The sequence below is a fragment of the Mycolicibacterium vaccae NBRC 14118 = CIP 105934 genome (assembly GCF_001552715.1).
In the GTDB taxonomy this organism is placed as follows: domain Bacteria; phylum Actinomycetota; class Actinomycetes; order Mycobacteriales; family Mycobacteriaceae; genus Mycobacterium; species Mycobacterium vaccae.
The window spans coordinates 17,502-37,183 of the sequence record NZ_BCRS01000006.1 but is presented as its reverse complement, the minus strand read 5'-3'; the positions used below and the strand labels follow the sequence as shown (position 1 = coordinate 37,183).

Below are 19,682 nucleotides of genomic sequence, written 5' to 3'. Positions count from 1 at the left end.
TTCACATAACCATGCCGCCGTCGACCGGCAGCACCTGCCCGGTGACGTAGGACGCCGCATCGGAGGCCATGAAGACGAAGGCGCCGGCGATCTCCGAAGGTTCGGCCCACCGCTTCATCGGGATGCGGTTCATCATGTTGGCCGCGAACTTCTCGTTGCTGCGGATGGTTTCGGTCATCGGCGTCGCCGCGAGCGGAGCCAGCGCGTTGACGGTGATGCCCTTGGTCGCCAGTTCGCGGGCAAGAGATTTGGTGAAGCCGATGATGCCTGCCTTGGCCGCCGAGTAGTTGACCTGGCCGAGGGTGCCGGTCAGCCCGGCCGCCGAAGTCACGTTCACGATCCGGCCCGTGCCGTCGGTCGGGATGTACGGCAGCGTGGACTGCGTGACGTTGAACGCACCCATCACATGGATGTCGAACAGCAGCCGGAACGACTCCTGCGTGGTCTTCTCGAACATCGCGGGCTTGGTGACTCCCGCGTTGTTGACGACGATGTGCAGGGCTCCGTCGGTCAGCGCTGCGGCTTGTGCGGCGGCCGCGTCGGCGGAGTCGCGGTCGGACACGTCCAGCGCAGCGGCTTCGGCCCGGCCGCCGGTAGCCGAGATGCGTTCGGCCACCGCAGCGGCCGCGCCCTTGTCGAGGTCGGTCACCAGGACCGCGGCGCCGGCCTCGGCCAGTGCTGCCGCGACGGCCGACCCGATGCCGCCTGCGGCTCCGGTCACCAGTGCCGAGCGACCGGTCAGATCGAAGTACCGCCGGGGCTTGAGCGCAGCGACCTGAGAGGAGGATTCGGTCACCGTCAGTAGCTCCTGGGCAGTCCGAGCACGTGCTCGCCGAGGAAGTTGAGGATCATCTCCTGGCTCACCGGGGCGATCTTCATCAGCCGTGACTCCCGGAAGTAGCGCGACACGTGGTACTCCTCGGAGTAGCCCATTCCGCCGTGCAGTTGCAGTGCCCGGTCGGCGGCGCCGAAGCCGGCGTCGGCGCACAGGTACTTGGCCGTATTGGCCTCCCGCCCACAGGGTTTGCCGTTGTCGTAGAGCCAGGTGGCTTTGCGCAGCACCAGTTCCGCCGCGTCGAGGCGGGCCAGCGAGTCCGCCAGCGGGAACTGCAGGCCCTGGTTCATGCCGATGGGACGGTTGAACACCACGCGTTCGTTGCCGTACTTGACGGCCTTCTCCAGCGCGACCCGACCGATGCCCAGCGCTTCGGCCGCGATCAGCATGCGTTCCGGGTTGAGGCCATCGAGGATGTACCGGAAACCGTGCCCCTCCTCGCCCACCCGGTCCTCGACGGGCACCATCAGGTCGTCGATGAAGAGCTCGTTGGAGCTCACCGCGTTGCGGCCCATCTTGTTGATCGGCCGGATGTCGACGTGGTCGCGGTCCAGATCGGTCAGGAACAGCGTCATGCCGTCGGTCTTCTTGGTGACCTGGTCGTACGGCGTGGTACGGGTCAGCAGCAGGATCTTCTCGGATTCCAGGGCCTTGGAGATCCAGACCTTGCGGCCGTTGACCCGGTAGTGGTCACCCTCGCGCTTGGCCGTCGTGGTGATGCGCGAGGTGTCCAGTCCCGCACCGGGTTCGGTGACCCCGAAGCACACGTGCAGGCCGCCGTTGACGATCCTGGGCAGCGTGCGGGCCTTGAGTTCGTCGGAGCCGTGCTTGACCACGGGCTGCATGCCGAAGATCGACAGGTGGATGGCGCTGGCGCCGTTCATCGCCGCGCCCGAGCGCGACACCTCTTCCAGGAGCAGGGTGGCCTCGGTGATGCCCAAGCCGTGGCCGCCGTACTCCTCGGGGATGGTCATGCCGAGCCAGCCGCCTTTGGCGATGGCGTCGTAGAACTCCTGGGGGAACTCGTGGGCCTGGTCCTTCTCCATCCAGTAGTGGTCGTCGAACTTGCCCGCCAGTTCCGCCACCGATTTGCGGATGAGTTCCTGGTCTTCGGTCAGCTCGAAGCTCATACCACCTGGCATAGCTGTCTCTCCTCGATCCGTGGTCGCCGAACCTGCATTCCACGCGGCCGATGCCCGGCTTTTCCCGCGTGGAATGCAATTTCGGCGGAAGGGTTTTCGCTCAGTCGGTGTTGCCGCTCATCTCCTTGGCGCGAGCGGCAAAGTCGGCGAACGTGGCACCCGTCTTCTCTTTGTTCGACAGCGCCTGGATGGAGACGTCGTGACCTTCGGCGGCCTTGCGCAGCGCACCGACGGTGGCCTGCTCCTTGGCGATGTGGGTGAACGGGTCCCAGTGATACCAGCGCATCGCGTTCTCGAAGGTCATCTTGTTGATCTCGTCGTCGGGCACATTGTTGGCCTTGAGCACCTCGTCAAGCTGCTCGGGGGCCCCGGGCCACATCGAATCGCTGTGCGGGTAGTCGGCTTCCCAGCAGATGTTGTCGACCCCGATCTGATGCCGGGTGGCCACCCCGACCGGGTCGGCGATGAAACAGGTCAGGAAGTGCTCCCGGAACACCTCGCTGGGCAGCTTGCCCTTGAAGTCCTGTCCGGTCCACGTCGAGTGCATCTCATAGGTGCGATCGACGCGCTCGAGGAAGTACGGGATCCACCCGGTGCCGCCCTCAGACAGGGCGATCTTCAGATCCGGGTACTCCTTGATCGGGCGCGACCACAACAGATCCGCCGCGGCCTGCACGATGTTCATCGGCTGCAGCGTGATCATCACGTCCATCGGCGCATCCGGTGCGGTGATCGCCAGCCGGCCCGAGGACCCGATGTGCACGTTGAGGACCGTGTCGGTGTCGACCAACGCATCCCACATCGGCTTCCAATGCTCGAAATCATGGAAACTCGGATAACCCATCGCCGACGGGTTCTCCGAGAAGGTCAGCGAGTGCACCCCGCGCGCGGCGTTGCGCCGAATCTCGTCCGCACACGCCTGCGGGTCCCAGATCACCGGCAACGTCATCGGAATGAACCGCGCCGGATAGGCCCCGCACCACTCCTCGACATGCCAGTCGTTGTAAGCCTGTACCAGCGCCAACGAGAAGTCGGGATCCTCCGTCGCGAACAACCGTCCCGCAAAACCCGGGAACGACGGAAAGCACATCGAACCGAGGATGCCGCCGGCGTTCATGTCCTTGACCCGCTCGTCGACCTTCCAGCACCCGGGCCGGATCTCGTCCAGACCCTGGGGCTCCAGGCCGTACTCCTCCTTGGGGCGACCCGCCACCGCGTTGAGCGCGACGTTGGGGATCACCACGTCACGGAACTGCCAGGTGTCCGAACCGTCCGGGTTGTGCACCAACCGGGGCGCCTCGTCCAGATACTTCTTCGGCAGATGATTCTTGAACATATCCGGCGGCTCAACGATGTGATCGTCCACGCTGATCAGAATCATGTCGTCTTTGTGCACGACGGCGCTCCTTCCGTCCGGGGCTCCCGCCCGCGGACATACGGTCTCGGCCTTTTGTTCTCCTTCCAAGGAAACTAGCTTCTCCGTCAGCGAGAATCAACGTCCCGAGGCCACATCGGCGCTGGCAGGCGGCGACCCCGCCGTCCGCCTGCGGCCCTGCCGACCAGCGGTTCCGACCTCGATCGTTGACGCCGTACGGCAAAAGTGGAAATCTACTGTCGAATTATGAGAACCTGATTCTCATGCGCGAGAGGAGTCTGCCGGTGCGAGTGTCCCCGCTGCCCGCCGACCAGTGGGACGATGTCGCCGAGGAGGCCCTTGCCGGCATCATTCCGGCGACGCTGCGCGCTCCGGATTCGGCGGGCAACCTGGTCGGCACGCTGTTGCGCCACCCCAAGCTCGCCCGGTCGTTCCTGCGCTACAACTTCTACCTGCTCTACGGCGCGACACTGCCCGAGCGTTTGCGGGAGCTCGTCGTCCTGCGCGTCGCCTGCCTCACCAACTGCGAGTACGAGTGGCGCCATCACGTGGTCATGGGGCGCGAGGCCGGACTGTCCGACGAGGTGATCGCGGGCATCGAACGCGGAGAAGCCGTCGACGATTTCGATCGCGCCGCGCTCACCGCCGTCGACGAACTGCACCACGATGCCGTCGTCTCCGAAGCCACGTGGACCGCACTGTCGGCACACCTTGACGAGCGTCAGCTGATGGACCTCGTCTTCACGATCGGCTGCTATGGCTCTTTGGCCATGGCCATCAACACCTTTGGCGTACAACCCGACCAGGAGAGGTAACAATTCCATGGCACATTTCCCGAAGCCGTCCGCCGGCAGCTGGACAGAGAACTGGCCGGAGCTAGGCACCGCGCCGGTCGACTACACCGACTCGATCGATCCCGAGCAGTGGAAACTGGAGCAGCAAGCCATCTTCCGCAAGCTGTGGCTGCACGTCGGGCGGGTGGAAAGACTCCCCAAGGCTGGTAGCTACTTCACCCGGGAGATGCCGTCGGTCGGCCCCGGCACGTCGATCATCATCAACAAGGACAAAGACGGCGTCGTCCGCGCGTTCTACAACCTGTGCCGGCACCGCGGCAACAAGCTGGTCTGGAACGACTATCCGGGCGAGGAGGTTTCGGGGTCGTGCCGCCAGTTCACCTGCAAGTACCACGCCTGGCGCTACGCGCTGAACGGCGATCTGACGTTCATCCAGCAGGAGGACGAGTTCTTCGACGTCGACAAGGCCGACTACCCGCTCAAGCCCGTGCGGTGCGAGGTTTGGGAAGGCTTCATCTTCGTCAACTTCGATGACGACGCCGAGCCGCTGGAGGACTACCTCGGCGAATTCGGGCAGGGCCTCAAGGGTTATCCGTTCCACGAGATGACCGAGGTGTACAGCTACCGCTCTGAGATCAAGGCCAACTGGAAGCTGTTCATCGACGCGTTCGTGGAGTTCTACCACGCACCGATCCTGCACATGAAGCAGGCGACGGCCGAAGAAGCCGCCAAGCTCGCGAAGATCGGGTTCGAGGCGCTGCACTACGACATCAAGGACCAGCACTCGATGATCTCGTCCTGGGGCGGCATGAGCCCGCCCAAGGACCTCAACATGGTCAAGCCGATCGAGCGCATTCTGCACAGCGGCCTGTTCGGCCCGTGGGACCGTCCCGACATCAAGGGCATCCTGCCCGACGAGCTGCCGCCGGCCGTGAACCCGGCCCGGCAGAAGACCTGGGGCCAGGACTCTTTCGAGTTTTTCCCGAACTTCACGCTGCTGCTGTGGGTTCCGGGCTGGTACCTGACCTACAACTACTGGCCCACCGGTGTGGACACCCACATCTTCGAAGCCAATCTGTACTTCGTGCCGCCGAAGAACACCCGGCAGCGCCTCTCCCAGGAGCTGGCCGCGGTGACGTTCAAGGAGTACGCACTGCAGGACGCGAACACCCTGGAAGCCACCCAGACTCAGATCGGCACCCGCGCGGTGACCGAGTTCCCGCTGTGCGACCAGGAGATCCTGCTGCGTCACCTGCACCACACCGCCCACAAGTACGTCGACAAGTACAAACTGGAGCAGGCGGCCAAGGCCGCCACCAACGGATCGGCCGTCGAGAACCAGAAGGAGGGGGCGCATGTCTGAGCACAACGGGGCCACCGAACGGCTGCTGCCGGAGGAGTTCGCCGATCTGGAGCGGTTCGCCGACTGGATCCTGGCGACCGAGCCGGAGCGCTATGCGAAACGGTTGGCCTCCACGATGGAGGAGATGCAGGATCTCTACGACGTCGGGATGACGCGCCTGGAGGACGTGATGGTCTACCTCGACGCCCGGTTCCCGCTGAACGGCATGCCCGATGACGCCAAGCGGCTCATGCACCTGATGCAGTCGGTCGTGATGGTCTCATTCCCCGTCGAGGTGTGGAAGCAGCCGCGCGTGCTCGACAGCGGCGCGGCCTGGGTCGAGATCATCAGGGAGCCGGTGGTTTAACTCGTGGCGCTGATCCTCAAAGCCGCGGGTTTGCTCGACGTCGACGCCGGGGAGATCATCCGCCCCGGCGTCGTCACGATTGAGGGTGACCGGATTGTCGCCGTCGGCGGAGCCGACAGTCCCCCGCCCGACGCCGACGTCATCGACCTCGGCGATGCGATCCTGCTGCCCGGCCTGATGGACATGGAGGTCAATCTTCTGATGGGCGGGCGCGGGGAGACCCCGGGCCTGTCCCAGGTGCAGGACGACCCCCCGACCCGGGTGCTGCGCGCGGTGGGCAACGCCCGCCGCACCCTGCGCGCGGGGTTCACCACCGTGCGCAACCTCGGACTGTTCGTCAAGACGGGTGGATATCTGCTCGACGTCGCACTCAGCAGGGCGATCGACGCCGGCCTGATCGACGGCCCGCGGGTGATACCGGCCGGGCACGCGATCACGCCGACGGGCGGTCACCTGGACCCGACCATGTTCGCGGCCTTCATGCCCGGCGTGCTCGAGCTGACCATTGAGGAGGGCATCGCCAACGGGGTCGACGAGATCCGCAAGGCGGTGCGCTACCAGATCAAGCACGGCGCCCAGCTGATCAAGGTGTGCTGTTCCGGCGGCGTGATGTCGCTGACCGGAGAGGCCGGCGCGCAACACTATTCGGATGAGGAGCTGCGCGTCATCGTCGACGAGGCGCACCGGCGTGGGCTGCGGGTCGCCGCCCACACCCACGGCGCCGAGGCCGTCAAGCATGCGATCGACTGCGGTATCGACTGCATCGAGCACGGCTTCCTGATGGACGACGAGGCCATCAAGATGCTGGTCGACAACGACCGGTTTCTGGTGAGCACCCGGCGGCTGGCCGAGTACATGGACGTCTCGAAGGCTCCGCCAGAGTTGCAGGCCAAGGCCGCCGAGATGTTCCCCAAGGCGCGGACGTCGATCAAGGCCGCCTACGAGGCGGGCGCGAAGATCGCCGTCGGCACCGACGCACCGGCGATTCCGCACGGCAAGAACGCCGACGAACTCGTCACGCTCGTCGACTGGGGCCTGCCGCCGGCGGCGGTGCTGCGGGCTGCGACCGTTGTGGCCGCCGAGCTGATCAACCGGCAGGACTCCCTGGGCCGCATCGCCAACGGCTACCTCGCCGACATCATCGCGGTGCCCGGTGATCCACTGGCAGACATCAGCGTTACAAAGAATGTCACTTTTGTAATGAAGGGCGGTAAGGTCTACAAGAATGAGCACGCAACCGATACGAACTGAGGATCTGCTCGAGATCCAGCAGCTGCTCGCCAAGTACGCCGTCACCATTACCCAGGGCGACATCGACGGGCTGGTCAGTGTTTTCACTCCTGACGGCACGTACAGCGCATTCGGCGAGACCTACACCCTGAACCGGTTCCCGGTGCTCGTCGACGCCGCACCCAAAGGCCTGTTCATGACCGGGACGGCCCTGGTGGAGTTCGACGACGGCAGCCTCGACTCCGCGACGGGCACCCAGCCGCTGTGCTTCATCGAGCATTCCCAGCACGACATGCGCATCGGCTACTACCGCGACTCCTATGTCCGCACCGAGGACGGCTGGCGGCTGAAAACCCGTGCGATGACGTTCATCCGGCGTTCCGGGGAGCACGACTCCGGGCGCCCGCACGCGATCGGGAGGCCGGAAGCCGGATGACCGTTTCCGCCGACACCACCAGCGTCACCGAGTTCCGGTCGCAGTTGCAGGCCTGGCTCGACGCGCACGACCTGACCCCGCCCGACGACCATTCCCTGCAGGGCCACATGCGCCAGTTCGCCCGGGTGCAGCGTGCGCTGTACGACGCCGGGTGGAGCCGGTACGGCTGGCCCGAGCACGCCGGCGGTCTCGGCGGTCCTGCCCTGCTGCGGGCCGTCGTCGGCGAAGAGGTGGTGGGCCGACGACTGGCCGAGCCGGGGCCGTACTCGATGCTCGAGGTGCTGGCGCCGACGATGATCGACTACGCCCCCGCCGAACTGGCCGCCGAGATGGTACCCAAACTCCTCAGCGGCGAAGAGCAGTGGTGCCAGGGCTTTTCCGAGCCCGGCTCCGGCAGCGACCTGGCGTCGCTGACCACCCGCGCCGTGCTGAAGCCTGATTCCGGGGGCAGCACCTACGTCATCAACGGACAGAAGGTGTGGACGAGTTTCGCCCAGTACAGCCACCGGTGCATCCTGCTCGCCCGCACCGGTGACGCGGACACCCCGAACCACCAGGCCATCTCCGCGTTCTTCGTCGACGTCGACACGCCGGGCATCACCGTGCGCCCGCTGCGCACCATGCACGACGTCGACGAGTTCTGCGAGGTGTACTTCGACGACGTGGAAGTGGACGCCGGCCGCATGCTCGGCCGACCCGGTGACGGCTGGCAGCTGGCGATGGATCTGCTGCCCTATGAACGCTCCACGTGTTTCTGGCAGCGCATCGCCTATTTGTACTCGCGGTTCGACACGCTGGTGGACGCGGTGAAGCGCCAGGGTCAGGCGGTGGACCAGGACATGGGTGAGGCGTATCTGGCGCTGCACACGCTGCGGTGCCGCTCCCGCGCCACTCAGCACCGGCTGGCCGACGGGAACAAGCTCGGCCCGGACACGTCCATCGACAAGGTTCTGCTGGCCGGCGCGGAACAGCGGCTCTACGACACCGCACGTGATCTGCTGCCCGGCGCCGTCGAACTGGACGACACCGAGTGGCGCACCGAGTACCTGTACTCCCGCGCGGCGACGATCTACGGCGGCACCGCCGAGGTGCAGCGCAACATCATCGCCCGCCGCCTGTTGGATCTCGGTAAGGAGTGACGATGGCCCCCCAGATGGACGACGCCGCACTGGACATGCTCGAGGCGTCCCTTCGCAAGACGATGCTCGCGGTGTCCGGCCCGGACCTCGACGCTGCGCTGACCGAGATGGGCTGGGCCGAGATGCTGTCGGACGCGGCCGAGTCGGCCGTGCCGCTGGTGTTCCGACTGCTGGGCGAAACCGGTTCACACGCTTCGGTTCTGGTCGACGTGGTACTGCACGCCACCGGCAACACGATCGGCGACACCGTCGAGCTTCCGCTGCCGTACGCCGGCAACGCCTGGGTCGTGTGGGACCGGATCAGCCCGCAGAGCGTCGATCCCACCCTCGGCGGGCTGCCGCTGCGCCGGGAGGAGGAGGGTTATCCGATCCGGCTGGCCGAGGCCCGGGTGGCTGTCGGCTGGTGGCTGGTCGGCTCGGCCAGGGCGATGCTGAACCTGGCCCGCCGGCACGCGCTGGACCGTGTGCAGTTCGGCAAGCCGATCGCGTCGTTCCAGGCCGTCCGGCACCGGTTGGCCGAGACCCTGGTGGCCATCGAAGGCGCCGAGGCGACGCTGAGCCTGCCGGGGGTCGACAATCCTGACCTGACCGCGTTGCTGGCCAAGGCCGCGGCGGGCAAGGCCGCGTTGACGGCGGCCAGGAACTGCCAGCAGGTGCTCGGCGGTATCGGCTTCACCGAGGAGCACGATCTGCAGTTGCACGTGAAGCGCGCCCTGGTGCTCGACGGATTGCTCGGCAGCTCCAGGGAACTCACGCGCAGAGCGGGCGCCGGGCTACGCGCCCGCGGCTCGGCTCCGCGACTGGCGCACCTGTAGGTTTCCTGCCGCGAGCGTGCGTGAACTTCGCCCTGCCACCGGTGTGTCGGCCGCCGACACGCACGCTCGCCGGGGGTGCGTGGGGGGACCGGGACCGGACTACTTGATGTTGGCTTTCATCTCTTCGAGGTTCACCAGCACCGGCCAGCCACCGACGCTGAGCGCGTTGCCGTGCCCGGTCTGGTGCACGTCGAAGACCGACTGGATCGCCGCGTAGAAGCCCTGCACGTCCAACGTCTGGTTGACCGCCCGCTTGGCCTGCCGCAGCGCGAAGGGCGGCATCTTGGCGATCTGTTCGGCCAGCGCCCTGGTCTCGGTGTCGAGTTGGTCGCGCGGCACCACGCGGTTGACCATCCCGGTGGCCGCCACCTCGTCGGCGGTCATCGCGCGGCCGGTGAACAGGATCTCCTTGGCCTTCCGCGGCCCCAGTTCCCAGGTGTGGCCGTGGTATTCGACGCCTCCGATGCCCATCAACACGACCGGGTCGGAGAACTGTGCGTCGTCGGCGGCGACGATGAGATCGCACGGCCAGCACAGCAGCAGCCCACCCGAGATGCACCGGCCCTGGACCGCGGCGATGGACGGCTTGGGCACGTTGCGCCAGCGCAGCGTGTATTCGAGATAGCGCTTGGCTTCGTGCTGGATGATGAACTCCAGCGTGATCTTGTCCGGCACAGGACCTCCGCCGCGCAGATCGTGCCCGGCGGAGAAGTGCTTGCCGTTCGCCCGCAACACGATGACCGACACGTCGTTGTCCTCGGCCGCCCGCGTCCACGCCGCGTCGAGCTCGTCGAGCAGCTCCGGATTCTGCGCGTTGGCCGCCTCGGGGCGGTTCAGCGTGATCGTCGCGATCCGGTCACTGACGTCGTAGTCGATGTACACGAGACTCCTCCGGGTTGCGGGAGCGGAAGAAATTCCGGGGTATCCGGGTTCGAAGAACTGGGACTTCTGTTATCCCCGGAACGAGAATACTATTCTCGTGGTGAGAAAGTTACAATCTCGGGCACGGGCGCCGAGGGAGGGTCGAGGACCGCTATGCCAAGGCGTTCTCCGGTACAGTCAGTGCATGCTTTTCCCACTCGACCTGCATCTGAGCCTCCGGTGACGAGCCCCAGCGAAGAGCCTGCATGGAAGCAGCGCGCCGTCGAACGGTCGATCAAGACCGCCAAGCTGCGCGCCGCCCAGCGGGTGCAGCGGTTCCTCGACGCCGCTCAGGCGATCATCATCGAGAAGGGCAGCACCGACTTCACCGTGCAGGAAGTCGTCGACCGCTCCCGCCAGTCGCTGCGCAGCTTCTATCTGCAGTTCGACGGTAAACACGAGCTCCTTCTGGCCCTGTTCGAGGACGCGTTGAGCCGGTCGGCCGACCAGATCCGCGCCGCGACCGCCGGCCACGAGGACCCGATGGAGCGCCTCAAGGTCGCCGTCCAGTTGCTGTTCGAGTCCTCGCGGCCCGACCCCGCGGCCCAGCGTCCGCTGTTCACCGATTTCGCGCCACGGTTGCTCGTGTCGCACCCGTCCGAGGTCAAGATCGCACACGCCCCCCTGCTCGCGTTGCTCACCGAGCTGATGGAAGATGCCAGCGCCGCCGGAGAGCTCCGCGCCGGGATCAACCCGAAGCGGATGGCCGCGATGACCATGCAGACCGTGATGTTCGTGGCCCAGTCCAGCGGCGAGGTCGATGAGAACGCCGCCAACCCGCTCACCGCAGACGAGGTCTGGGATTTCTGCGCCCACGGGTTCGCCGCCCTCTAGACCCGAACCGCCCTCCGGTCGGCTCACGCTCACTTCCTGCTGCCCGCAGCTCTGTTCGTCGCACCCATCTTGACGCTGACTGGTTCACGAGAGCGTAGTTCTTCTCTGTAGAGAGGACTACTTGCGTTCAGCGAGTTCGCCATTGACACTCGCGTGTCCGCGATGCCAAAGTTGTGAGACAAATTGCAGCCCGATGTCTTACTGACTTTATCGGCGAGAGGGACACGGTGACGATCAGCGCTGACAACTCCGATGTGCAGGACGCCCAGACCGGGGAGGAGTTGTACTACGACCCGTACAGCGTCGAACTCAACATGGACCCCTACGCGGTGTTCGCCCGGCTCCGCGAAGAGGCACCGCTGTACTACAACGCCACGCACGACTTCTACGCGCTGAGCCGCTTCGACGACGTCAACAAGGGCGTCATCAACCACGAGACCTTCATCTCCGGTCGCGGGGCGCTGCTGGAGATCATCAAGTCCGGCATGGAGATCCCGCCGGGCACACTGATCTTCGAAGATCCGCCGATCCACAACATCCACCGCAATCTGCTGTCCCGGGTGTTCACCCCCCGCAAGGTGCTGGCGCTGGAACCGCAGATCCGGGAGTTCACGGCCCGCTGCCTGGATCCGCTGACCGGTTCGGACACGTTCGACTTCGTCAACGACCTCGGGGAACAGATGCCGATGCGCGTCATCGGCATGCTGCTGGGCATCCCCGAGGAGGATCAGCGCCGGGTGACCGACCACGGTGAGGCCACCCTGCAGAGCGACTCGGTCGACATGATGGCGACCGGCGAGGTGTTCGCCGAGTTCATCGACTACCGCGCCAAGCATCCGTCCGACGACATCATGACCGACCTTCTCAACGCCGAGTTCGAGGACGAGACCGGAACCCGACGAAAACTGCACCGCGACGAGCTGCTGATGTACCTGACGGTCATCTCGACGGCGGGCAGCGAGACCACGACACGTCTGATCGGTTGGGCGGGAAAGACACTCGCCGATTACCCGGATCAACGAGCCCAGCTGGTGGCCGACCCGACGCTGATCCCCCAGGCCGTCGAAGAGATCCTGCGCTGGGAGCCGCCGGCCCTGCAGATCGCCCGCTACGTGACCCGCGACGTCGAGTATTACGGTCAGGTCGTGCCCGAGGGGTCGGCGATGCTGATGCTCGTCGGCGCCGCGAACCGGGACCACCGGCGCTTCCCGCCCAACGGTGACGTCTTCGACATCCATCGGGAGCTGCGGTCGCACATGACATTCGGCGCGGGCACGCATTTCTGCATGGGCAACGCACTCGCGCGGCTCGAGGGCCGCATCGCGCTGGAGGAGATCCTGAAGCGCTTCCCGACCTGGGAGGTCGACTGGGCCAATGCCCGGCCGTCGCACACCACCGCGGTGCGCGGCTGGGAATCGATGCCCACCTTCGTCTCCTGAAACCGTCGTCTACAAACCCCAACACCCCACCACCGAGAAGGACTGAACAGACATGGCAGGACGTGTAGAAGGCAAGGTCGCTTTCATCACCGGCGCGGCGCGCGGGCAGGGACGCGCGCATGCCGTGCGGCTAGCCCAGGAGGGCGCCGACATCATCGCCGTCGACATCTGCAAGAAGATCGAAACGGTCGACAAAATCGCCGCATCCACCCCCGAGGACCTGGCCGAGACCGCCGACCTGGTCAAGAACGCCGGTGGGCGCATCCACACCGCCGAGGTCGACGTCCGTGACTACGACGCGCTCAAAGCCGCCGTCGACGCCGGCGTCGAGGAGTTCGGCCGGCTCGACATCATCATCGCCAACGCCGGCATCGGCAACGGCGGCCAGACCCTGGACAAGACCAGCGAGGCCGACTGGACCGCGATGATCGACGTCAACCTGAGCGGGGTGTGGAAGACGGTGAAAGCCGGTGTCCCGCATATCCTCGCCGGTGGCAACGGAGGGTCGATCATCCTGACCAGCTCGGTCGGTGGGCTGAAGGCCTACCCGCACACCGGCCACTACATCGCCGCCAAACACGGCGTGGTCGGCCTGATGCGGACGTTCGCCGTCGAACTCGGCGCACAGAACATCCGGGTCAACTCCGTGCACCCGACGAACGTGAACACTCCGCTGTACATGAACGAGGGCACGATGAAGCTGTTCCGCCCGGACCTGGAGAACCCGACAGCCGAGGACATGAAAGTCGTCGCGCAGTTCATGCACACCCTGCCCATCGGATGGGTGGAGCCCGAGGACATTGCCAACGCGGTGCTGTTCCTGGCTTCCGACGAGGCGCGCTACATCACCGGCGTCACGCTGCCGGTCGATGGCGGCAGCTGCCTGAAGTAGCGGGAGTGGACACACGGGAACTGTCGATCCCGCAGGGATGGGACGCGATCACCCCGGACTGGATGACGTCGGCGCTCTCACAACGCTTTCCGGGCGCCGAGGTCAGCGAGGTGCGGGTGGCGCTGCGGGACGACGGCACCAACCGCCGCGCCCGGTTGGCGCTGGAGTATTCGGCGGGCTCGGGCCCTGCGACGGTCTTCGCCAAGGCGGTCGATCCCGAGCACGCCGCCCTGGTGGAGCTGACCAGCGGGCTCTACCACGAGCCGAGACTGTTCGCCTCCGGGGTGGCGTTGCCTCTCGATCATCCGCAGGTCTACCTCGCGGTGATCGACGAACAGCGCCGCGACTTCCTGATGATCATGGAAGATGTCGCGGCACGAGGCGCCGACCCGCGCGACTCCACCCGTCCGATGACCGTGGAACAGGCCGCCGCCGGTGTGCGCGGGCTGGCCCGACTGCACAGCGAGTACTGGGGTGAGCGGCTCACCGGCCACCGCGCGCTGAGTTGGGTGGAGCCGTTCGTCGCGTTCCAGGGCCTGGAGTACGCCCCGCTGCACATTGCCCACGAGCGGCTCGGCGACACCGCGCCGGCCGAGGTCGTCGCTCTCAGCGGCACCGAACTGTTCGTCGACATCTGGGCGCGCTACATCGGTACGCTGACGGCCTCGGCACCGACTCTGCTCCACGGGGATCCGCATATCGGCAACACCTATGTGCTGCCCGACGAGACCGTCGGATTCCTGGACTGGCAGATGGTGCGCAGAGGCAGCTTCTCACTGGACCTCGGATACTTCCTGCAAGGGGCGCTGACCATCGAGGACCGGCGGGCGGCCGAACGAGATCTACTCGACGAGTACCGCGGCGCGCTGCGGCTACCTGCCGAGGAACTGCCCTCAGCAGAGGACATCTGGGTGCGGTACCGGGCGTCGGTCGCGCACGGTCTGGCCATCTGGATGGCCACGCTGTCCGGCGGTGACGCCTGGCAGCGCGCCGACATCTGCCTGGCCTTCGCGCAGCGCTACGCCGCGGCGTTCGTCGATCTGCAGACCGGGGACGCACTCGACACCGTGTGCGGCTGACACATTCGGCGAAACCACCGTGATCATGAAACGCGGATGGTTGCATATCCGTCCATGAGGCGGCTCAACGGCATGGACGCCATGCTGCTGTACAGCGAAACGCCGAACCTGCACACCCACACCCTCAAGGTCGCGGTGATCGACGCGTCCGACTATGCCGGGGACTTCGGCTTCGACGCGTTCTGGCGTACCGTCGCGCGGCGGCTGCACCTGCTCGACCCGCTGCGCTTCCGGCTGGTCGACATCCCGTGGCGGCTGCATCATCCGATGTGGCTGGAGGACTGCCCGGTCGACCTGGACTATCACCTGCGCCGTGTGCCGGTGCCCGCACCCGGCCGGCGGCGCGAACTCGACCGCGTCATCGGGGAGATCGCCAGCACCCCACTGGATCGCAGCAAGCCGCTCTGGGAGTTCCATTTCGCCGAGGGCATGGCCGACGACCGCTTCGCACTCATCGGCAAGGTGCACCACACACTCGCCGACGGGGTCGCCTCGGCGAATCTGCTTGCCCGGCTGATGGATCTGGCCGGCACCGAGCAGGACGAGCGCGACGAACAGCCGACGTCGTGCGAGGCGCCCTCGAATCGGGAGCTGCTGCGTGCCGCTCAGCTCGACCACGTGCGCAACATCGCGGGACTTCCCGGTCTCGTCGCCGACGCGGCCCGCGGGGCCGTCCGGCTGCGTCGCCGCGACAAGCAGCGTCGAGCCGTGCCGGATCTGGCCAAGCCGTTCAACGCGCCGCCCACCTTCCTCAACCACGTCGTCTCCCCGGTCCGGACGTTCGCGACCGCGACGCTGTCGCTGGCCGAGGTCAAGGAGACGACCCGGCACCTGGGCGTGACGTTCAACGACGTGGTGCTCGCCGTGGCCGCGGGCGGTCTGCGGGAGCTGCTGCTGCGTTATGACGGGCGGGCCGACCGTCCGATCATGGCGACGGTGCCGGTGAGCACCGACAAGTCCCCCGACCGCGTCACCGGCAACGAGATCGGCGGGATGATGGTGTCGCTGCCGGTGCACATCGACGACCCGCTGGAGCGGGTCCGGCTCACCTCGCTGGCCACCACCCGCGCCAAGGAGAACAACGATCTGCTGGGCCCGACGCTGCAGGGCCGGATGCTGGAGTACCTGCCGCCGCCGCTGGCTCCGGCGCTGTTCCGGGCGCAGGCCAAGCGGGCCGACCACAACCGGCTGATGAACGTCGCGATCTCCAATGTGCCGGGGCCGAGACAACGCGGGCACATCGGCGGGGCGCCGGTGAGCGAAATCTATTCGGTCGGTGTGCTTTCCGCGGGCAGCGCGTTCAACATGACCGTATGGAGCTACGTCGACCAGCTCGACATCGCGGTGTTGTCCGACGACCGCACATTCGACGACCCGCATGAGGCCACCGATGCGGTCGTACACGCCTTCGACGTACTACGCCGGGCGTGCGGCCTGCCGCCCGCCGGTCACGTCGACTCGGCGATGGCGCCGGTCGGCGGCTGACCCCGACTCAGCGGCCGCGCAACTCGTTGCGCAGGATCTTGCCGGTGCTGCTGCGCGGAAGCTCGTCCATGATCGAGATGTCGCGGGGCACCTTGTAGTTCGCGAGGTTCTCGCGCACGTGCTGCTTGAGATCGTCCACGGTGACGGTGTGGCCGGCCGCCGGGACGACGAACGCCGCCAGTCGCTGACCGTACTGCTCGTCCTCGACGCCGAGCACAGCCGCCTCGGCCACCGCGGGGTGGGCGACGAGCGTCTTCTCGACCTCGATGGGGTAGACGTTCTCGCCGCCGGAGACGATCATCTCGTCGTCGCGTCCGACGACGAACAACTGCCCCGCCTCGTCGAGGTAACCCATGTCCCCCGACGCCATGAAGCCGTCGTGGAAGTCCTTGGTGGCACCGGAGGTGTACCCGTCGAACAGCGTGGAACTGCGGACGAAGATCTGCCCGACCTCACCGGCGGGCAGGACGCGGTGGTCGGCGTCGAGGATTCGCAGTTCGGTGCCGTCGGCGGGCCGGCCCGCGGTGTCAGGCGCCGCGCGCAGATCCTCCGGTGTCGCGGTGGCGATCATCCCGGCCTCAGTGGCGTTGTAGTTGTTGTAGATGACATCGCCGAACTCGTCCATGAACGCAGTGACGATGTCGGGCCGCATCCGCGAGCCGGACGCGGTGGCAAAGCGTAAAGACCTGCCGCTGTAGCGTTTTCGGACCTCGTCGGGAAGTTCCATGATCCGGTCGAACATCACCGGTACGACGGCGAGGCCGGTGGCCCGGTGCCGGTCGATCAACGCCAGCGTCGCCTCGGGGTCGAACTTGCGGCGGGTGACGATGGGACACGCCAGCAGCGCGGCGAACAGCAGTTGCGAGAAGCCCCACGCGTGGAACATCGGGGCGGCGATCACGATCGGTTCCTCAGCGCGCCACGGCGTACGGTCCAGGACGGCCTTGAGGTCGCCCGATCCGCCGCTGCCCGCGGAACGCTTGGCCCCCTTGGGGGTTCCGGTGGTGCCCGAGGTGAGCAGGATGACGTCGCTCTTGCGGTCGGCCGGCTGCGGGCGCTGCCCCAGATGCGCGTCGATGAGCGTCTCCAGAGTGGGGGTGCCCGAGCCCGCTCCGTTCGTTGCGCTCGCATCGGCGGTGTCGACCCAGCCCAGGATCCGCTGCGCCCCCGGCCGGTTCTGCAGCGCGCGGTCGACGGTCTCAGTGAACTCCTGATCGTAGATCACCACATCGGCGCCCTCGCGGTCGATGACCTCGGCCATCGCCGGGCCGGCGAACGACGTGTTGAGCAACAGCACGTCAGCGCCGATGCGGTTGGCCCCGACGAGCGCCTCGATGAAACCCCGGTGATTGCGGCACATCACCGCGACCGTGCCCGGCCTGCTTTCCTGCAGTGCCGCGCCGAGCGCGTCGCAACGGTCGTCGAGCTGTTTCCATGTCAGCGTGCCGATCTCGTCGATCACACCTGGACGGTCGGGGCACCGCTGGGCCGCCGCGGCGAACCCCACCGTGGCGGTCAGTCCCGCCCGGCGCATGGCCAGGCCCATCCGCAGGTAGCGATCCGGGCGCATCGGCGCGATCAGCCGCGCGCGCCAGAGAGTGGACAGCAGTCCGAACTGATCGGCCATCAGCCCAGCACCGGGAAGCGACGTTTGCGGGCCAGTTCGTCGAGCGCGGTCTGCATCACCGACCGCACGTGGTGGTCGACCTCGTCGACGTCGGGATCGTCGCCGAACCGCTCGGTGATGTCGATGGGATCGAGCACCCGGGTGACGATCTTCGACGGCAGCGGAATATTGGGCGGGAAGATCACCGAGAGGCCGAACGGAAACCCGACGCTGACGGGAAGGATCTCCATCCGGGCGCGGGTGAGGCCGATCCGGCGGGCGATCGAATCGCCCCGGGCAAGGAACATCTGGGTCTCCTGCGCACCGATGGACACCACCGGCACGATCGGGACGCCGGTCTCCAGCGCCGTCCGGACATACCCGGTGCGCCCGGCGAAGTCCACCTTGTTCGCGGTCATGGTCGGCCGGTACGAGTCGTAGTCGCCGCCCGGGAACACCAGCACGACCGCACCCGAGCGCAGCGCGTCGGCGGCGTTCTCCCGGCTGGCCTCGATCACCCCGGCCTTGCGCAGCAGGTCGCCGAGCGGCCCCATCAACACGCCGTAGTGGGCCAGCGTGTACAGCGGGCGGTCGAATCCGAAGTACTCGTAGAACGCCGGCGCCAACACCATGACGTCCGGGGTCAGCATTCCGCCGGAGTGATTGGACACCACCAGGGCGCCACCCTCGGCCGGTACCGAAGCGATGCCGCGCACCTCGGCCCGGAAGTACCGTCTGATCAACGGACCCACCCAATTGGTGATCTGCCGGGTGAATCCGGGGTCCCACTCGGCGGTTTCGGCACGCTCGTCGGACATGATCCCGGTTATGCTACTCTCCAATACGGAGAATGTCATATCCGCAGCTAGGAGCTTGTGATGCCCGGTGCCGTCCTCGTCACCGGCGGCTTCGGCCTCGTCGGCTCCGCCACCGTCCGGCGACTGGTCGAACTCGGCCGCCCGGTCGTCGTCGCCGATCTCGGTACCCCGGCCAACCGCACCGCCGCCGAACGCCTCCCCGCCGGGGTGACGGTGCATTGGACCGATCTCACCGACGCCGAACAGACCGCGCGCCTCGTCGCCGAGGTGGCGCCCGAGGTGATCATCCACCTTGCGGCGGTCATCCCGCCGGCGATCTACAAGAATCGCGCGCTGGCGCGGCGTGTGAACGTCGACGCGACTGCCACGCTGGTGGGCGTCGCCGAAGCCCAGCCCACTCCCCCTCGTTTCGTCCAGGCGTCCAGTAATGCGGTGTACGGCGCGCGCAACCCGTACAGGTCCGCCGATCCCGTCACTGCCGACACACCGGTGAAGCACTCCGATCTGTACAGCGCCCACAAGGCCGAGGCTGAGGCGATCGTGCGGGCGTCCTCGCTGGAATGGGTGGTGCTGCGACTGGGCGGGGTGCTCAGCGTGGATCCCAAGGCCATTCCGTTCAATGCCGATGCGCTGTACTTCGAGAGCCTGCTGCCCATCGACGGCCGGATGCACAGTGTCGACGTCCGCGATGTCGCATGGGCTTTCGCCGCGGCGACCACGGCCGACGTCGCGAGGGAGATCCTGCTGATCGCCGGCGACGACTCCCACAGGCTGCTGTACGAAGACATCACTCCTGCGCTCGCCGAAGCGCGCGGACTCAGGGGCGGCCTCGAACCGGGCCGCAAGGGAGACCCCGACGATGACGACGCCTGGTTCGTCACCGACTGGATGGACACCACTCGGGCACAGGAAGCGCTGCAGTTCCAACACCATTCGTGGCAGGACATGATCGACGAGTCCCGCCGTAACGCCGGGGTGTCGAAATACGTGCTGCCGATCGTCGCGCCACTCATCCGCGCGGTCCTCAAACGGCGCTCGGCGTACTGGAAGCAGCCCGGCCGGTACGCCGACCCGTGGGGCGCGATCAAACGCAAGTTCGGCGACCCGGCACCGGATTCGTAGGCTTGCCGGTC

At 66.7% G+C, this 19,682-nt stretch carries 19 protein-coding genes; 13 read left to right on the top strand and 6 right to left on the bottom strand.

Translation table 11 applies throughout. The features are described 5' to 3' along the window. Position 1: 1 nt before the first annotated feature. The 3 genes from MVA01S_RS02290 to MVA01S_RS02280 form a co-directional block, all read right to left on the bottom strand. Entirely contained in the window at positions 2 to 796 is a 795-nt protein-coding gene (locus MVA01S_RS02290) for an SDR family NAD(P)-dependent oxidoreductase (protein WP_003928203.1), read from the bottom strand. A 2-nt stretch (positions 797 to 798) separates the two neighbouring features. Further along, positions 799 to 1,965, bottom strand: a complete 1,167-nt coding sequence (locus MVA01S_RS02285; RefSeq protein ID WP_003928202.1) for an acyl-CoA dehydrogenase family protein — start codon at positions 1,963 to 1,965, stop codon at positions 799 to 801. 112 nt (positions 1,966 to 2,077) lie between these two features. Then, the gene (locus MVA01S_RS02280) at positions 2,078 to 3,373 is read right to left on the bottom strand and encodes an amidohydrolase family protein (RefSeq protein ID WP_003928201.1); all 1,296 of its coding nucleotides are present in this window, start codon (positions 3,371 to 3,373) and stop codon (positions 2,078 to 2,080) included. A gap of 263 nt (positions 3,374 to 3,636) precedes the next feature. Between MVA01S_RS02280 and MVA01S_RS02275 the strand changes: the two genes are divergently transcribed. From MVA01S_RS02275 to MVA01S_RS02245, 7 genes are read left to right on the top strand one after another with little or no spacing between them, the layout of a single operon-like run. Next, entirely contained in the window at positions 3,637 to 4,167 is a 531-nt protein-coding gene (locus MVA01S_RS02275) for a carboxymuconolactone decarboxylase family protein (RefSeq protein WP_003928200.1), read from the top strand. A gap of 7 nt (positions 4,168 to 4,174) precedes the next feature. Then, complete coding sequence (locus MVA01S_RS02270; RefSeq protein WP_003928199.1) at positions 4,175 to 5,509, top strand: SRPBCC family protein; 1,335 nt, start codon at positions 4,175 to 4,177, stop codon at positions 5,507 to 5,509. Continuing rightward, on the top strand, positions 5,502 to 5,855 hold the full coding sequence (locus MVA01S_RS02265; RefSeq protein ID WP_003928198.1) for a hypothetical protein: 354 nt from the start codon (positions 5,502 to 5,504) through the stop codon (positions 5,853 to 5,855). The genes MVA01S_RS02270 and MVA01S_RS02265 overlap by 8 nt, the downstream gene beginning before the upstream one ends. 3 nt (positions 5,856 to 5,858) lie before the next feature. After that, the gene (locus MVA01S_RS02260) at positions 5,859 to 7,106 is read left to right on the top strand and encodes a metal-dependent hydrolase family protein (protein WP_003928197.1); all 1,248 of its coding nucleotides are present in this window, start codon (positions 5,859 to 5,861) and stop codon (positions 7,104 to 7,106) included. Continuing rightward, positions 7,081 to 7,521: a nuclear transport factor 2 family protein gene (locus tag MVA01S_RS02255; RefSeq protein WP_003928196.1), complete on the top strand. Its 441-nt coding sequence runs from the start codon at positions 7,081 to 7,083 to the stop codon at positions 7,519 to 7,521. Before MVA01S_RS02260 ends, MVA01S_RS02255 begins: the two co-directional genes overlap by 26 nt. After that, positions 7,518 to 8,660, top strand: coding sequence for an acyl-CoA dehydrogenase family protein (locus MVA01S_RS02250; protein ID WP_003928195.1), 1,143 nt, complete (start codon positions 7,518 to 7,520; stop codon positions 8,658 to 8,660). The genes MVA01S_RS02255 and MVA01S_RS02250 overlap by 4 nt, the downstream gene beginning before the upstream one ends. Before the next feature lie 14 nt (positions 8,661 to 8,674). Then, positions 8,675 to 9,475: an acyl-CoA dehydrogenase family protein gene (locus MVA01S_RS02245; RefSeq protein ID WP_003928194.1), complete on the top strand. Its 801-nt coding sequence runs from the start codon at positions 8,675 to 8,677 to the stop codon at positions 9,473 to 9,475. A 99-nt stretch (positions 9,476 to 9,574) separates the two neighbouring features. Here MVA01S_RS02245 and MVA01S_RS02240 read toward each other — a convergent pair whose 3' ends face one another. Continuing rightward, the gene (locus tag MVA01S_RS02240) at positions 9,575 to 10,357 is read right to left on the bottom strand and encodes an enoyl-CoA hydratase (RefSeq protein ID WP_003928193.1); all 783 of its coding nucleotides are present in this window, start codon (positions 10,355 to 10,357) and stop codon (positions 9,575 to 9,577) included. Between the two features lie 153 nt (positions 10,358 to 10,510). Between MVA01S_RS02240 and MVA01S_RS02235 the strand changes: the two genes are divergently transcribed. From MVA01S_RS02235 to MVA01S_RS02215, 5 genes are all read left to right on the top strand, one after another. Beyond that, a complete protein-coding gene (locus MVA01S_RS02235; RefSeq protein ID WP_081528941.1) occupies positions 10,511 to 11,230 on the top strand; it encodes a TetR/AcrR family transcriptional regulator in 720 nt (239 codons plus the stop codon). 227 nt (positions 11,231 to 11,457) lie between these two features. Further along, complete coding sequence (locus tag MVA01S_RS02230) at positions 11,458 to 12,669, top strand: cytochrome P450 (protein ID WP_003928191.1); 1,212 nt, start codon at positions 11,458 to 11,460, stop codon at positions 12,667 to 12,669. A gap of 52 nt (positions 12,670 to 12,721) precedes the next feature. Continuing rightward, positions 12,722 to 13,561 carry a mycofactocin-coupled SDR family oxidoreductase gene (locus MVA01S_RS02225; RefSeq protein WP_003928190.1) on the top strand — a complete coding sequence of 280 codons (840 nt, stop codon included), beginning with the start codon at positions 12,722 to 12,724 and terminating at the stop codon, positions 13,559 to 13,561. A gap of 5 nt (positions 13,562 to 13,566) precedes the next feature. Beyond that, positions 13,567 to 14,640: a phosphotransferase gene (locus MVA01S_RS02220; protein ID WP_003928189.1), complete on the top strand. Its 1,074-nt coding sequence runs from the start codon at positions 13,567 to 13,569 to the stop codon at positions 14,638 to 14,640. A 54-nt stretch (positions 14,641 to 14,694) separates the two neighbouring features. Then, positions 14,695 to 16,125: a WS/DGAT/MGAT family O-acyltransferase gene (locus tag MVA01S_RS02215; protein ID WP_003928188.1), complete on the top strand. Its 1,431-nt coding sequence runs from the start codon at positions 14,695 to 14,697 to the stop codon at positions 16,123 to 16,125. Between the two features lie 7 nt (positions 16,126 to 16,132). Here MVA01S_RS02215 and fadD12 read toward each other — a convergent pair whose 3' ends face one another. Beyond that, positions 16,133 to 17,752 carry an acyl-CoA ligase FadD12 gene (fadD12, locus tag MVA01S_RS02210; RefSeq protein WP_003928187.1) on the bottom strand — a complete coding sequence of 540 codons (1,620 nt, stop codon included), beginning with the start codon at positions 17,750 to 17,752 and terminating at the stop codon, positions 16,133 to 16,135. After that, positions 17,752 to 18,588 (bottom strand): lysophospholipid acyltransferase family protein, encoded by an 837-nt coding sequence (locus MVA01S_RS02205; protein ID WP_040539670.1) that lies wholly within the window; start codon positions 18,586 to 18,588, stop codon positions 17,752 to 17,754. The genes fadD12 and MVA01S_RS02205 overlap by 1 nt, the downstream gene beginning before the upstream one ends. A 21-nt stretch (positions 18,589 to 18,609) precedes the next feature. Here MVA01S_RS02205 and MVA01S_RS02200 point away from each other — a divergent pair, with 21 nt between their 5' ends. Next, the gene (locus MVA01S_RS02200; RefSeq protein ID WP_003928185.1) at positions 18,610 to 19,671 is read left to right on the top strand and encodes an NAD-dependent epimerase/dehydratase family protein; all 1,062 of its coding nucleotides are present in this window, start codon (positions 18,610 to 18,612) and stop codon (positions 19,669 to 19,671) included. Positions 19,672 to 19,682: the final 11 nt, after the last annotated feature.